Here is a 14,405-nt window from a genome sequence, read left to right as displayed (position 1 = left end):
GTCGTGCGGCTATCTGGGCGGTTGGCTGGGCGTTTGCTTGGGCGGGGGCCCGTTCAGGCCCAGGGCCTTCAACTGCCCCGCCAGCACGCCGCCCAGCACCTGGTGCCCCTCGGCGGTCAGGTGCACGCCGTCGGCCAGCTTGGCGGCCACGCCGTAGCGGGTCACCCAGTCTCCGGGGCCGATGAAGGCCAGCCCGTTGCTGCGGGCAAAACCGGCCAGCAGGTCATCAATCTGGGTGCGCCGGCCGCCGCCGTTGGCGGCGCCTTTGGCCAGGGTGCCGATGAGCAGGAACTTCGACGCCGGGTAGCTGGACTTCAGGTCCTTCACCAGACGTGTGGCGTTGGCGAGGATCTGGGCGTCGGTCACGCCGCGGCCGGCATCGTTTCCGCCGCCCTCGACCACCACCAGCGCCGGGTTGCCATAGGGGAGGAGTGCCCGCCCGCTCTCCACCGCGTCCGGATAGTTGGGGGAAAGGGTGGTCCGCGCGACGAATCCCGTGCCGCCTGCACCAAAGAACTGCACCTTGTAGCCCTGTGCCGCGAGGGCACGCTGCACCCACGTGTTCGGACCCTGGACCCCCGCCGCACCCGCGGACTGGGAATCGCCCATCAGCACGACGGATTGGGCCACCGTGGGGTCGATGATTTCCCGCCGGCCGCTGGCGGGATTTTGGTAGAGCGAGCCGGCGGGGAGGTCCCAGGGGGTGACGGCCTCGTCCGGCGCACTGTTGCCCTTGGCGCGGATTCCGTCGGGCGCGGGGTTGACCTCATCCACCCGCGGGATGCTGGCGCTGGCGGAGGCCGTGGCAGACGCCTCGGGAGCCGTTCCGGCCGCGAGCGGGCGCTGGCCGGCGGCGCCGATCCCGCAGCCCGACAGCGCCACGGCACACGCCAGGGCAGCCGCCCAACTGCGTACTGTTCTTGCGCCGGCCATGCTGGGTTCCTTCACTGCTGGAGTGCTGACAACGCACACTATAGCCAGCCGACATTGCCAACGGCTCCATTGCTGCGGCGAGCCACGCCCGGATGCGGTGAACGGCACCCTTCTTGCGCCGCACGCTGCGTTTTTCGTCGCGATGGGATAGGGTGTTTAGGCCATTTTTTGCCTGACGGTCTAGAATGGTGTTATCTGCCGATATTCGCGGCCCACCATCTATTGTGAGTTTCTGCCATGGCCCTTGCGGGCCGTCGGGCCAGGACCATACTGAAACGAGTCTTTCCGCATGACTGAAACCACCGTCAACACTGCCTCGCGCAATGACCTGCGCAATGTCGCCATCGTGGCGCACGTTGACCATGGCAAGACCACCTTGGTGGACGCCATGCTCAAGCAGACGCACTCCTTCGCCGAGCACGGCGTGGTTGCAGAGCGTGTGATGGACTCCGGTGACCTGGAACGCGAAAAGGGCATCACGATTCTGGCCAAGAACACCACCGTGGCCTACAACGGACCCTCCTCCCCGGAGACGGTCATGACCATCAACGTCATCGACACCCCGGGCCACGCCGACTTCGGTGGCGAGGTCGAGCGCGGCCTGTCCATGGTTGACGGCGTCGTGCTGCTGGTTGACGCGTCCGAGGGCCCGCTGCCGCAGACCCGCTTCGTGCTGCGCAAGGCGCTGGCCGCCAAGCTGCCCGTGATCCTGCTGGTCAACAAGACCGACCGCCCCGACGCCCGCATCGACGAGGTTGTCGCCGAGTCCATGGACCTGCTGCTGGGTCTGGCTTCGGACATGGCCGACGAGGTTCCGGACCTGGACCTGGACGCCGTGCTGAACGTGCCGGTTGTCTACGCCTCCGGCAAGCTGGGCCGCGCCTCCCTGACGCAGCCCGAGAACGGTGCCGCCCCGGACAACGAGGACCTTGAGCCGCTGTTCAAGACCATCATCGAGCACATCCCGGCCCCCACCTACAACCCGGACGGTGTCCTCCAGGCCCACGTGACCAACCTGGACGCCTCCCCGTTCCTGGGCCGCCTGGCTCTGCTGCGCATCTTCAACGGCACCCTGCGCAAGGGCCAGACCGTTGCCTGGGCCCGCCACGACGGTTCCATCAAGCCCGTCAAGATCACCGAACTGCTGGCCACCCAGGCACTGACCCGTGTGCCGGCCGAGTCCGCAGGCCCCGGCGAGATCGTCGCCGTTGCCGGTATCGAGGACATCACCATTGGTGAGACCCTGACGGACCTCGAAAACCCGCAGCCGCTGCCGCTGATCACCGTTGACGACCCGGCCATCTCCATGACCATCGGTATCAACACCTCCCCGCTGGCCGGCCGCGTCAAGGGCGCCAAGGTCACCGCACGCCAGGTGAAGGACCGTCTGGACAAGGAACTGGTCGGTAACGTCTCCATTCGGGTTCTGCCCACCGAGCGTCCCGACGCCTGGGAAGTCCAGGGCCGTGGCGAGCTGGCCCTGGCCATCCTCGTGGAGCAGATGCGCCGCGAAGGCTTCGAGCTGACCGTGGGCAAGCCGCAGGTTGTGACCAAGACCATCAATGGCAAGACCCACGAGCCGATGGAGCACATGACCATCGACGTGCCCGAGGAATACCTTGGCGCCGTGACCCAGCTGATGGCCGCCCGCAAGGGCCGCATGACCAACATGGCCAACCACGGCACCGGCTGGTGCCGCATGGAATTCATCGTTCCGGCCCGTGGCCTGATCGGTTTCCGCACGCGCTTCCTGACCGACACCCGCGGTGCCGGCATCGCGGCCTCCATCTCCGAGGGCTACGAGCCCTGGGCCGGCCCGATCGAGTACCGCACCAACGGCTCCATGGTGGCCGACCGCGCCGGCGTCGTGACGCCGTTCGCCATGATCAACCTGCAGGAGCGCGGCTCGTTCTTCGTCCAGCCCACCTCCGAGGTCTACGAGGGCATGATCGTTGGCGAGAACTCCCGCGCCGATGACATGGATGTGAACATCACCAAGGAAAAGAAGCTCACCAACATGCGTGCCGCTTCCTCGGACACCTTCGAGAACCTGACCCCGCCGCGGAACCTGACCCTGGAAGAGTCCCTGGAATTCGCCCGCGAGGACGAGTGCGTGGAGGTCACCCCGGAGTCCATCCGCATCCGCAAGCTCATCCTGGACGCTTCCGAGCGCGCCAAGGCCACCCGCGCCCGCGCCAAGGCCTAGCACCACGGCTTAGTGCGTTTGGTTCGATCTGTCGTGTCCACTGGTTTGTCCACTGCGTGGCTACATTCCTGACAAGATGGATCCATGACGCACCCGCAACCCGCCCCCGGCAACCCTTGGGGCGGGTTGCTGCCGTTAACGCGCCCGCCGGCGCATGTGCCGGACTCCCAGACGCCCCGGCTGCTGTTCATCCACGCCCATCCGGACGATGAAACCCTCGTCACGGGCGCCACCATGGCCCGCTACGTCCAGCTCGGGGCGCGGGTGGCCCTGCTGACCTGCACCCGCGGGGAGCTGGGCGAGGTGATCGGGCCGGAGCTGGCCCATCTTGAGGTGGGCCAGGGGGCCACCGACGGCGGAGCGGGCCTGGCCGCCGAACGCGAACACGAACTGGCCGGTGCCCTCGCGGCGCTGGGCGTGCACGAGCACCACTGGCTCGGCGCCGGGGCCGCCGGCGACGGCACCGACACCCTGTACCGGGACTCCGGCATGCAGTGGGGGCCGGACGGCCGGGCCATGCCCGCGGACACCGTCCTGGCGGGGTCGCTGTCCAGGGCCCCGCTGGATGAGGTGGCGGCCCATGCCGCCCGGCTCATCCGCGCCCTGCGTCCGCACGCCGTCGTCACCTACGCGGCCGACGGCGGCTACGGCCACCCGGACCACATCCGCACCCACGAGCTCGCCATCCGTGCCCTCGAACTGGCGGCCGAGGGCCCCGATGGGCTGCTGGCCCCGTGGCAGGTTTCCTCGGTGTTCACGATCGTCAGCGACCGCCCCGAACGTCCGCTGGACCCGGATGCGGCGCGGATTGCGGTGCACGGCGACAAGGCGGCCAAGGCGGCCAAGGCGGCGGCCATGCTGTCGCACCGCACCCAGGTCACCGTGGCGGGGGACCGGTACGCACTCTCCGACGATGTTTGGAAGGACATCAGCGGGACCGAGGAGTTTCAAAAGTTGGCTGTGCCGGCCGCGCACGCGGACACTGCCCCCGCGCACCGGCCGGCCGCCGCCCACCGGAGTGCGGCGGTGCGCCCGTCGGCTGCTGGCGCTGCCGCCGCTGCGGTGGGCGCCGGCCTGGGGGCCGGCCTGCTGGGTACGGCGCTGCACGGCCAGGCCCTGTACACCAGCGGTGGCGTGCTGCCGCTGGGTGCCGCGGCCGCGCTGCTCCTGCTGCTCAGCCTGGCCCTGGTGGCCGGGCTGTGGGGCCGGCGCATCTGGGTGTCCCTCGCCGTCGGCGCCGTCGCCTACGCGGTGGCCGGCATCCTCTCCATTCCGCGCGGCGGGCTGGGCCTGATTGTGGCCAACCTGCAGGGCAATGTCTGGCTGTACGGGATCGCCGTGGCCACGCCCATCGCGGCCCTCATCTGCCGCTCCGTGCTGCGCCGGGACGCCGCGCGGTTCTAGCGCCCCTCCGGTGCCGGCCCGGCCGGATGCCGGCCGTCGGCCTGCCCGGTGGTGGCCTGGCCGGCCCGGTCGGGGTGGTGCACAAAAAAGATGGACGTGGGCTCGCCGTCGGCGTCGGCCGGCATGTCCGCATACTCCTGCAGCAGCGCCCCGATGCGGTCCTGCATTTGCTTTTGGTGCGCCTTGTTCAGCTTCAGCCCCAGCCGCGAGACATCCATCTCGGCGGGCTCCAGCCCGCTGATCTCCTGCAGGAACGTCTCCACCAGGACGGGGGAGATGTTCTCCACGGGGGTGCTCCAGGACAGCCGCGTGGCCCGGTACGGGATTTCGCGGGCGCCCCGCCGCCCCGTGCGCATGTCCCCGGCCGCCAGGAAACCCGTGGCCAGCAGCGTGCGCACGTGGTGCAGCGCGGTGGCGGGGTTCATGGCCAGGGCATCGGCCAGTTCCTTGTTGGTGCGCCCCTGGTGCAGGCACAGCCGCAGGATCCGCAGGCGCACCGGAGAACTCAGTGCCCTGGCTCTGGCCTCCGCATCGTCCATGGCTCCAGTGTAGGGCCATGCCGCGGCCACCGGGCCGGGGCGATCTCAAGTGATTGACAAAACCCAATGACTTGCCCAGACTCGAACCATGACCACCTCCGCCAGTACGGCGCCGTCGCTGTCCACCGACGGAAACTTCCTGCGCTTTTGGTCAGGCCAGACGCTCTCGCAATTGGGTGCCCAGCTGGGCCTGCTGGCGTTCCCCGTGCTGGCCGTGTCGCTGCTGGGCGCCACCGCATTCGAGGTGGGGGCGCTGAACGCGGCCGCCACCGCGGCATTCCTGCTGGTGGGGCTGCCGGCCGGTGCCTGGGTGGACCGCTGGCTCAAGCGCAAGGTGATGATCGCCGCTGACCTGGTGCGGATGGCGGCCATGGCCGCCATCCCGCTGCTGTGGTGGCTGGACGTGCTGATGATGTGGCAGCTCTATCTGGTGGCCGCCGTGGTGGGTGTGGCGACGGTGTTCTTCGACGTCTCCTACCAGAGCATCGTGCCCATCCTGGTCCCGGGGCCGGCGGTGGCCGAGGCCAACGCCAAGCTGGAAACCACGGCGCAAATCTCCCGGATCGGCGGCCCGGCCCTGGGCGGGGCGCTGCTGGCCGTGGCCAGTGCACCGCTGCTGTTCATCGGCGAGTCACTGGGCTATCTGGCCAGTGCGCTCTTCCTGGCCAGGACCCGCGTCGGTGAGGTGCTGGTCCCGATGGAAGGCCGGGCACCGCTGGCCGCCGAGATCAGGGAGGGTCTGTCCTTTGTGGTGCGGCATCCGCTGATCAGCCGGATTGTGCTGGCCACCGCAGGCTTCAACACCTTCTCCACCATCCTCTACACGCTCACGCCCGTCCTGGTGCTGCGCGAGCTCGGCCTGGGCCCGGCCGGGCTGGGCGTGGCCCTGTCCGTGGGGTCGGTGGGCGGACTGCTGGGGGCGCTGGCCGCGCCGTGGCTGGGCCGCAGGGTGGGGGAGGGGACCCTGATCCCGCTGGCCGCCGTCGCCGGGGGCGCCGCCATGCTGGGGCTGCCGCTGACGCTGCTGGCCGGTCCGGGCTGGCCGGCCCTGGCGCTGCTGGTGGCGGCCGAGTTCATCGCCAGCTTCGCCACGCTGGTCTACAACATTCTGCAGGTCACCATGCGCCAGCGGGTCTGCCCGCCGCGGCTGCTGGGGCGGATGAACGCCTCCATCCGCTTCGTCGTGTTCGGCGTCATACCCCTGGCCGCGCTGTCGGCCGGGCTGCTGGCCGGTTGGCTGGGGCTCTCAGGTGCGCTCTGGGTGGCCGCGGCCGGCGGGCTGCTGCCGGCGCTGCCCCTGCTGTTCTCCCCGCTGCTGGGCATGAAGAAGCTGCCGGAATCGGTGGAACCGGCGCGGGCATAGTCCCGGCCGGCTACGGCTCCGGGATCCGCCGCGCCCGCGGGGCCGGGGCGGGCGGCACTTCCTTGGCCAGGAGCACGTCGGCCAAGGGCACGACGGCGTCCCCGCGCCGGGTGCGCACGGTGGCCGTGGCGCCGTCCACCGCCAGCAGCTCGCCGAGCGCATCGGTGGCGCCGCCGTCGTATGCATAGCGGACCACCACGCGGGTGCCCAGCGGCAGGGCGCGGATTCTCTTTACGGCCTCGTTCACCTGTTCATACTAGGTCTTGCATGTTCGTGGCGGCGCCGGGTGTGGGGGATAATGATGCTAAGCCCAGCCCGTGTCAGGGCAAGGATTTCTGAGCAGGAAGGTCGGGACGTGACGTATGTAATTGCGCAGCCGTGCGTGGATGTCAAGGACAAGGCATGTATTGAGGAATGCCCCGTGGACTGTATCTATGAAGGTGAGCGCTCCCTCTACATCCACCCCGACGAGTGCGTGGACTGCGGTGCCTGCGAGCCCGTGTGCCCGGTTGAGGCCATCTACTACGAGGACGACACCCCGGACGAGTGGGCGGAGTACTACAAGGCCAATGTCGAGTTCTTTGACGATCTGGGCTCCCCGGGCGGTGCGGCCAAGATTGGCAACACCCACCGCGACCACGCCTTCATTGCCGCCCTGCCGCCCCAGAACCAGGACTAGTACCTCGCCATGACTGCCGGAACCACCGCGGGCTTTGGCCTGCAGCTGCCCGAGTACCCCTGGGACGCGATGGCCCCTTACCTGGCCGCCGCCGCCAAGCATCCCGGTGGTGTGGTGAACTTGTCCATCGGCACGCCCGTGGATCCCACCCCGGAGCTCATCCGGGCGGCCCTGGTGGCCGCCGCCGACGCGCCGGGCTACCCGACGACGCACGGCACCCCCGCGCTGCGCCAGGCCATTGTGGACTGGTTTGCCCGCCGCCGCGGCGTGCCCGGGCTGGACCCGGCCGACGTCATGCCCACCGTAGGTTCCAAGGAATTGGTGGCCTGGCTGCCGCTGCTGCTGGGACTGGGCGCCGGCGACGTCGTCGTCCGCCCCACGGTGGCCTACCCCACCTATGACATCGGTGCGCTCCTGGTGGGCGCCACTGCCGTTGCGGCGGATTCGCTGGACGAGCTCGACGACGCCACCCGCGCCCGCGTGCGGCTCATCTGGGTCAACTCGCCCGGCAACCCCACCGGCATCGTGCGCGACGCCGCCTCCCTGCGGGCCCTGGTGGCGCAGGCACGCGAGGTGGGCGCCGTCGTCGCCTCCGACGAGTGCTACGCGGAACTGGGCTGGGGCGAGTGGGACCCCGAGCGCGGCGGATCGCCGGTGCCGAGCATCCTGGCCCCGGAGGTCTCCGGCGGGTCCACCGAGAACCTGCTGGCCGTGTACTCGCTGAGCAAGCAGTCCAACGTGGCCGGCTACCGCGCCGCCTTTGTGGCCGGGGACTCGGCCATCATGGCCAACCTGGTCAACAGCCGCAAGCACGCCGGCATGATCGTGCCGTTCCCGGTGCAGGAGGCCATGCGCGTGGCCCTGGCCGACGACGCACACGTGTCGGAGCAGAAGGCCCTGTACCGCGCCCGGCGTGGCCGTCTGGTGCCGGCCCTTGAGGCCTTCGGCCTGGAGATTTCACATTCGGAGGCCGGACTGTACCTGTGGTGCAGCGCCGGCGAGGACACCTGGACCATCATCGGCCGCCTGGCGGAGCTGGGCATCGTGGCAGGTCCGGGCGTCTTCTACGGCGAGGCCGGCAACGGCTTCATCCGGGTGGCGCTGACCGGCTCGGATGAGCGGATCGATGCCGCCGTCGGGCGCCTGCTGGCGGCTGCCGCCGGCCGCTGACGCCGCTGTGCCGCAGGTCATGTGCGGGCCGCGGATTAGTGAAGATGGGTCCCGGGGCGGTATTTTCATTCATAGAAGTCTATGCACGCTGCTGTGCCGCGGCGCCCCACTGCCCGGTGCAGATGGGGGACCGGCCGGGCAGGCGTTCATAGAGCTAAACACGGTCTCTGCCAACTGGCAGGGCTACCTCATGAAGGGGACTCCATGACTGAATCGACGAGCGCCACCCTGCGCTACGACGGCGGAGAGCTGGATCTTCCGCGGATCAAGGCCGCCGAAGGCAATGACGGCTACGACGTTTCCAAGCTGCTCAAGGACACCGGCGCGGTCACCTTCGACCCCGGTTTTGTGAACACGGCCGCCACCACGTCCGCCATCACCTACATCGACGGCGATGCGGGCATCCTGCGCTACCGCGGATACCCGATCGAAGAACTGGCGGAGCACTCCAGCTTCCTGGAAGTGTCCTACCTGCTCATCTACGGCAACCTGCCGACCCCGGCAGAGCTGGCCGCCTTTGACCAGCGGATCCGCCGCCACACGCTGCTGCACGAGGACCTGAAGGGCTTCTTCGGCGGCTTCCCGCGCGACGCGCACCCGATGCCGGTGCTCTCCTCGGCCGTCTCGGCGCTGTCCACGTTCTACCAGGACTCGCTGGACCCGTTCGACGACGAGCAGGTGGAAATGGCCACCATCCGCCTGATGGCCAAGCTGCCCGTGATCGCGGCCTACGCGCACAAGAAGTCCATCGGCCAGCCGATGCTCTACCCGGACAACTCCATGAGCCTGGTGGAGAACTTCCTGCGCCTGAGCTTCGGCCTGCCGGCCGAGCCGTACGAAATGGATCCGGTGGTGGTCAAGGCCCTTGACCTGCTGCTGATCCTGCACGCGGACCACGAGCAGAACTGCTCCACCTCCACCGTCCGCCTGGTCGGCAGCGCGAACGCGAACATGTTCGCCTCCGTCTCCGCCGGCATCAACGCCCTCTTTGGCCCGCTGCACGGCGGTGCCAACGAGGCCGTGCTGAACATGCTGCGCCAGATCCAGGCCAGCGGCGAGCCCGTCGAGAAGTTCGTCGAGCGCGTGAAGAACAAGGAAGCCGGTGTGAAGCTCATGGGCTTCGGGCACCGCGTCTACAAGAACTACGATCCGCGTGCCAAGATCGTCAAGGCCACGGCCCACGAGATCCTGGAGAAGCTGGGCGGCAACGATGAGCTGCTGGCCATCGCCATGCGTCTGGAAGAGGTGGCCCTGACGGATGAGTACTTCATCTCCCGCCGCCTGTACCCGAACGTGGACTTCTACACCGGCCTGATCTACAAGGCCATGGGCTTCCCGGAGAAGATGTTCACCGTCCTCTTCGCCATCGGCCGCCTGCCGGGCTGGATTGCCCAGTGGCGCGAAATGATGAAGGACCCGCAGACCAAGATCGGCCGCCCGCGCCAGCTCTACACGGGCGAAGCGGAGCGCATGTACCCCTCGCGCTAGCGAGACCAGCAACGACGACGGCGGCCGGCTTCCCGAAAGGGAGGCCGGCCGCCGCCGTTTAACGTTGCTCGGGGGGTCGATCCAGGACGCACAACTGCATCCATGACGCCGCTTCCCGTTTGGGATGCGTCCACGACTGCATCCCAAACGGGAAGCGGCGTCATGGAACGTTTGAAACCGGCGACCCGATGCCGCAGGCCGCACAACGGCCGTCGCGGCACAGTCGCGGGAAAAATCCCGGACGGACTGCCCAGCGGGCCCGGGGCTACGGCGCGGGGGCGTAGCCGGCGGGGTTGTTCTTCTGCCAGCGCCAGTGGTCCTCGCACATCTGGTCGAGGGTCTTGACGGTGGACCAGCCCAGATCCGCCAGGGCCGAGGATGAATCGGCCCAGAAGGCGGGGAGGTCCCCGGCCCGGCGCGGACCCACCTCGTAGGGCAGTGGGTGTCCCACGGCGCGCTCAAAGGCGTGCAGGACGTCAAAGACGGAGGATCCGATGCCGGAGCCGAGGTTCCAGCGGAACACGCCCTCGTGCTTGGCCACGTGGTCCACGGCTGCCACGTGGCCCTCGGAGAGGTCCATGACGTGGATGTAGTCGCGCAGCGCGGTGCCGTCCGGTGTGTCGTAGTCGTCGCCGAAGACCATCAGCTTTTCGCGCCGGCCCACGGCGACCTGGGCGATGAAGGGCACCAGATTGTTGGGGATGCCCAGCGGATCCTCGCCGATGCGGCCGGACTCGTGCGCGCCCACCGGGTTGAAGTAGCGCAGCAGGGCGATATGCCAGCGCGGGTCCGCGGCGGCGATGTCGGAGAGGATGTCCTCGATCTGCTCCTTGGTGCGCCCGTAGGGGTTGTTGGCGCCAATGTCCATCTTCTCGATGTACGGGATGGGGTTCCTGTCGCCGTAGACCGTGGCGGAGGAGCTGAAGACGACCGAGCGGACCTGGCGGGCATCCATCACGCGGAGCAGGTTGATGGTTCCGGTGACGTTGTTGTGGTAGTAGCGCAGCGGCTGCTGCACGGATTCCCCGACGGCCTTGAGTCCGGCAAAGTGGATGACGGAGTCGATCCCGCCGTCGGCCTCGTGGGCGGCGAACACGGAGTCCACGGCGGCCTCGTCCAGCAGATCCACCTCATGGAAGGCGACGGTCTTGCCGGTCAGCTCCTGGACACGGACCATTGACTCCCGGGAGGAGTTGACCAGATTGTCGAGAACCACCACCTGGTGGCCGGCCTCCAGGAGGCAAAGGACAGTGTGCGAGCCGATGTAACCGGTTCCTCCGGTAACCAAAACTTTCATGCCCCCAAGCCTAGTTGGCGAGGGGCCCCAACGGAGCGAAGTGACGTTTGGGGAGCCAAGTTGGAGCCATCGGACGGGGATGCCGCGGCGGCGAACCGTGCCACAGGCATGCTAAGAAAGAACCATGCCCAAAATTGTTGATGCCGATGCGCGCCGCGAAGACGTGGCCGATGCCCTCTTCCGCGTGGTGCGCCGCGACGGGTTCGCGGCCGCGTCGCTGCGCACCGTGGCCAAGGAGGCGGACCTGGCCCTGGGCTCGGTGCGGCACTACTTTGCCAACCAGCCCGAACTGATGGACTTTGCGTTCCGGCTGGTGTCGGCCCGCATCCAGGCCCGGGTGGAGGAATTGCTGCTTCCGCTGGAGGAGAGCGAGTACGAGTCGGTGGAGGCGCTGCTTGACGCCAGCCTGGACGTGCTGGCCCAGCTGCTGCCCCTCGACGAGGTCCGCCAGGAGGAGGCCACTGTGCTGCTGTCGTTTGCGCTGGCGGCACGCACCAACCCGCACCTGCACACGGCCGGGCAGGAGAGCTACCGGGGCACGGCCGCGGCGGTGGGCCGCGTCATCCTGCGGCTGCTTGATTCCGGCGCCGCCCGTGCATCGCTGGTCCCGCTGATGGAGGCGGAGCGGCTGATGGCAGTGGTGGATGGCTTGGGCCTGCACATGCTGGTGCAGCCGGAATGGGCCGGGGGAGAGGCTGCGCTGGCCACCTTGCGGACCCACCTTGAATCCCTCATGGATGCCGCGGCGGAGTAAACTCTTAAGAAGTGGCTGGTGGTCGATCACCGGCCGTGGAGGCAGCATCATGCATCACACAGGTGGTCCGGGCTGGCGCATCACCATGGACACTTCGGGCCCCATGCTTCTGGCACTTTATATCCGCGATGTCACGGGGTTGGGTGGTGCAGGGAACCCCTCCTTGTGCCATGTCTCCCCGCTTATCAGGCCCGCCGACCACCAGCAGCTGACGGCACATGTGGGCGGCACCGAGGCCCTGCGGGCCCAGTGGGAGGTGTGGTGGACAGCGCTGCTGGCCAGCCATCCCGCCCCGCAACCGGAGCTCTCGCCGCCGTCGTTCCCGGCCTTCTCTGCCATGCCCGCACTCCAGCGGGTGCTGCAGGCCCATTTTGGCGCGGCCCTGAGCTGGGCCCGGGAGCAGCAGAGCCAGTACTCGCTGTTGTCGGCGCGCCGCGACACATTGGGCTCGCCGAAGATCCTGGCCGAATTGGTGCAGAACCGCGAGATGGAGCTGGGCCGCAATGCCCGCGATTTCACGCTGACCATTCTGGAAATGCCGCTGTGCGAGCCGCGCGCGTGGTTCATCGAGCCCAACCGGCTGATCATGAGCCAGCATCTGCTGGAAGATGAGCCCACGTTCCTGAGCTTCGTGCAGCCGGTGGTGGAGCTGCTGGTCTAGCCCTTGGCGCTGGGGTTGACGGTCAGGACCACCTGGCCGGGAGCCGCAGTGGACGGCTGCCAGCCTGCGTTCTTGCCGCCGTCGTTGGCTGAGCGGACCCACTGTTGGCCCTCGAAGCTGACCTGGGTGAGTTCGAGCGCATTGGCGTTGGCCACGGCCCACTGGGCATAGCTCCAGCCGGCGGTCGCGGGCGCCGTGATCTCCACCGTGCCGTCCGGACCGGTCTGGGTCTGGACGGGACCATAGGCGCGCTCGAGGGCGGCGGCGACGGCGGCCGGGTCGCCGGGGGCAGCAGGGTCCTTGAGCGTGCAGGCCAGGGATGCCGGGGAGAGGCCGGCCAGGGCGGAGGCAAACGCCTTGCCTTGGCCCTCCCGCTGGGCGTAGGCGTCGGGGAATGCGGAGCGCTGGACGATTTGTGCGGCCTCGGTGATGGACATGTCCTCATAGCCGGCCACGGTGTCCAGCTCGTCATAGAACGCATTGGTGGAGTGCAGCGGATCGAGGATCTCCGCCTCGGTGCCCCAGCCCTGCGACGGGCGCTGCTGGAACAAGCCCAGGGAATCCATGTCCCCGTGGGTGATGTTGCGCAGCTTGGACTCCTGCAGCGCCACCGCCAGCCCAATGGATGCGGCCCGGGCCGGCATGCCGCGGCGCACGGAGATGGCCGTTATCAGCGCGGCGTTTTCCGTCTGGTCGACGGCGAGGGTGAAGCCGCTCTGCCCGGACATGGCCCGGCACCCCTCGGCGAGGGGCGCGGCGAAGGGTTTGAAGAAGCCGACGGCCCAGATGCCGCCGGCCACCAGCAGGGCGGACACCGCCACCAGGCAAAGCAGCCACAGCAGCAATGCCCGCCAGCGGCGTCCGAAGCCCATGCCGAGGTCCGCCTAGTTGGAGTGCAGGGCGGCGTTGAGCTCGACGGTCTGCCCCTTGCGCGGCAGCACCTCCACCTCGCCGTTGCTGGAATTGCGGCGGAAGAGCAGGTTGGCAACGCCGGAGAGCGTGCTGGCCTTGACGATGGCGGAGGTGTCCTCGCCGTTGGCATCCTTGGGGCCGTGCACGCGCACGCGGGTGCCGGCGGTGACGTAGAGGCCGGCCTCCACCACCGAGTCGTCGCCGATGCTGATGCCGACGCCGGAGTTGGCGCCCAGGAGGACGCGCTCGCCCAGGGTGATCTTTTCCTTGCCGCCACCGGAGAGCGTGCCCATAATGGAGGCGCCGCCGCCGACGTCGGTGCCGTCGCCGGCCACGACGCCGGCCGAGATGCGTCCCTCGACCATGGAGGCGCCCAGCGTGCCGGCGTTGAAGTTGACGAAGCCCTCGTGCATGACGGTGGTGCCCTCGGCCAGGTACGCGCCCAGGCGGACACGGTCGGCGTCGGCGATGCGGACACCGGCGGGGACCACATAGTCCACCATGCGCGGGAACTTGTCCACGCCGTAGACGGTGACGGTGCCACGGCGGCGCAGCTTGGCGCGGACCAGCTCAAAGCCCTCGACGGCGGCGGGGCCGAAGTTGGTCCAGACGACGTTGGGCAGCTTGGCGAAGATGCCGTCCAGGTTGATCGAGTTGGGGGCCACCAGCCGGTGCGAGAGCAGGTGCAGGCGCAGGTAGGCGTCGGCGGTGTCTTCGGGGGCGGCGTCCAGGTTGATCTGGGCGAACACCACCTGCGCGCTGGTGCCGCGGTCGGCATCCGCGCCGGATTCGGCCAGGGTGGTCAGCTCCGTGCCGGCCTCCGGGGCCTGTCCGAGGGTGTCCACGGCGGTGCCCAGTGCGGGGGCCGGGAACCAAACGTCCAGTACGGTGCCGTCGGCGGTGACGGTGGCAAGGCCGAAGCCATGGGCGGTGCGGGCTGTGGAAGCAGTCTCAGTCATGCCCCCAGTCTATCGAGGCCACTGTGCCCTGAGGAAAACG

14 protein-coding genes are annotated in these 14,405 nt (G+C 68.8%); 8 read left to right on the top strand and 6 right to left on the bottom strand.

All coding sequences use genetic code 11. The features are described from left to right. Positions 1–9: 9 nt before the first annotated feature. The gene (locus ACQCSX_RS09860) at positions 10–933 is read right to left on the bottom strand and encodes an SGNH/GDSL hydrolase family protein (protein WP_427018805.1); all 924 of its coding nucleotides are present in this window, start codon (positions 931–933) and stop codon (positions 10–12) included. Positions 934–1,222: 289 nt separating this feature from the next. On the opposite strand from ACQCSX_RS09860, the gene typA reads away from it, so the two are divergent. Both typA and ACQCSX_RS09850 read left to right on the top strand, forming a co-directional pair. After that, the gene (gene typA / locus ACQCSX_RS09855; RefSeq protein WP_427018804.1) at positions 1,223–3,139 is read left to right on the top strand and encodes a translational GTPase TypA; all 1,917 of its coding nucleotides are present in this window, start codon (positions 1,223–1,225) and stop codon (positions 3,137–3,139) included. Between the two features lie 84 nt (positions 3,140–3,223). Then, entirely contained in the window at positions 3,224–4,543 is a 1,320-nt protein-coding gene (locus tag ACQCSX_RS09850; protein WP_427018803.1) for a PIG-L family deacetylase, read from the top strand. Here the strand turns inward: ACQCSX_RS09850 and ACQCSX_RS09845 are convergent. Beyond that, positions 4,540–5,082, bottom strand: a complete 543-nt coding sequence (locus ACQCSX_RS09845; protein ID WP_427018802.1) for an ArsR/SmtB family transcription factor — start codon at positions 5,080–5,082, stop codon at positions 4,540–4,542. The genes ACQCSX_RS09850 and ACQCSX_RS09845 overlap by 4 nt on opposite strands. An 88-nt stretch (positions 5,083–5,170) precedes the next feature. Between ACQCSX_RS09845 and ACQCSX_RS09840 the strand changes: the two genes are divergently transcribed. Then, positions 5,171–6,445 carry an MFS transporter gene (locus ACQCSX_RS09840; protein ID WP_427018801.1) on the top strand — a complete coding sequence of 425 codons (1,275 nt, stop codon included), beginning with the start codon at positions 5,171–5,173 and terminating at the stop codon, positions 6,443–6,445. Positions 6,446–6,455: 10 nt separating this feature from the next. Here ACQCSX_RS09840 and ACQCSX_RS09835 read toward each other — a convergent pair whose 3' ends face one another. After that, positions 6,456–6,692, bottom strand: coding sequence for a hypothetical protein (locus ACQCSX_RS09835; protein WP_427018800.1), 237 nt, complete (start codon positions 6,690–6,692; stop codon positions 6,456–6,458). 108 nt (positions 6,693–6,800) lie between these two features. Here ACQCSX_RS09835 and fdxA point away from each other — a divergent pair, with 108 nt between their 5' ends. The 3 genes from fdxA to ACQCSX_RS09820 all read left to right on the top strand — a co-directional run bounded on the left by fdxA (position 6,801) and on the right by ACQCSX_RS09820 (position 9,782). Next, on the top strand, positions 6,801–7,124 hold the full coding sequence (fdxA, locus tag ACQCSX_RS09830; protein ID WP_026555626.1) for a ferredoxin: 324 nt from the start codon (positions 6,801–6,803) through the stop codon (positions 7,122–7,124). A 9-nt stretch (positions 7,125–7,133) separates the two neighbouring features. Then, complete coding sequence (gene dapC, locus ACQCSX_RS09825; RefSeq protein WP_427018799.1) at positions 7,134–8,294, top strand: succinyldiaminopimelate transaminase; 1,161 nt, start codon at positions 7,134–7,136, stop codon at positions 8,292–8,294. A gap of 204 nt (positions 8,295–8,498) precedes the next feature. Further along, entirely contained in the window at positions 8,499–9,782 is a 1,284-nt protein-coding gene (locus ACQCSX_RS09820; protein WP_427018798.1) for a citrate synthase, read from the top strand. Positions 9,783–10,047: 265 nt separating this feature from the next. Here ACQCSX_RS09820 and galE read toward each other — a convergent pair whose 3' ends face one another. Further along, positions 10,048–11,079, bottom strand: a complete 1,032-nt coding sequence (galE, locus tag ACQCSX_RS09815; RefSeq protein WP_427018797.1) for a UDP-glucose 4-epimerase GalE — start codon at positions 11,077–11,079, stop codon at positions 10,048–10,050. A gap of 124 nt (positions 11,080–11,203) precedes the next feature. Between galE and ACQCSX_RS09810 the strand changes: the two genes are divergently transcribed. Both ACQCSX_RS09810 and ACQCSX_RS09805 read left to right on the top strand, forming a co-directional pair. Beyond that, positions 11,204–11,833, top strand: coding sequence for a TetR/AcrR family transcriptional regulator (locus tag ACQCSX_RS09810; RefSeq protein WP_427018796.1), 630 nt, complete (start codon positions 11,204–11,206; stop codon positions 11,831–11,833). Positions 11,834–11,882: 49 nt separating this feature from the next. Further along, on the top strand, positions 11,883–12,494 hold the full coding sequence (locus tag ACQCSX_RS09805) for a hypothetical protein (RefSeq protein WP_427018795.1): 612 nt from the start codon (positions 11,883–11,885) through the stop codon (positions 12,492–12,494). On the opposite strand, the gene ACQCSX_RS09800 is transcribed toward ACQCSX_RS09805, so the two are convergent. Beyond that, a complete protein-coding gene (locus tag ACQCSX_RS09800) occupies positions 12,491–13,366 on the bottom strand; it encodes a hypothetical protein (protein WP_427018794.1) in 876 nt (291 codons plus the stop codon). The genes ACQCSX_RS09805 and ACQCSX_RS09800 overlap by 4 nt on opposite strands. A gap of 12 nt (positions 13,367–13,378) precedes the next feature. After that, positions 13,379–14,365, bottom strand: coding sequence for a 2,3,4,5-tetrahydropyridine-2,6-dicarboxylate N-succinyltransferase (dapD, locus tag ACQCSX_RS09795; protein ID WP_427018793.1), 987 nt, complete (start codon positions 14,363–14,365; stop codon positions 13,379–13,381). Positions 14,366–14,405 lie beyond the last annotated feature (40 nt).

The sequence above is a fragment of the Pseudarthrobacter sp. P1 genome, assembly GCF_050156935.1.
Lineage (GTDB): Bacteria > Actinomycetota > Actinomycetes > Actinomycetales > Micrococcaceae > Specibacter.
Note: the sequence above shows the minus strand (reverse complement) of the source record. Positions and strands in the feature narration are given on the sequence as shown.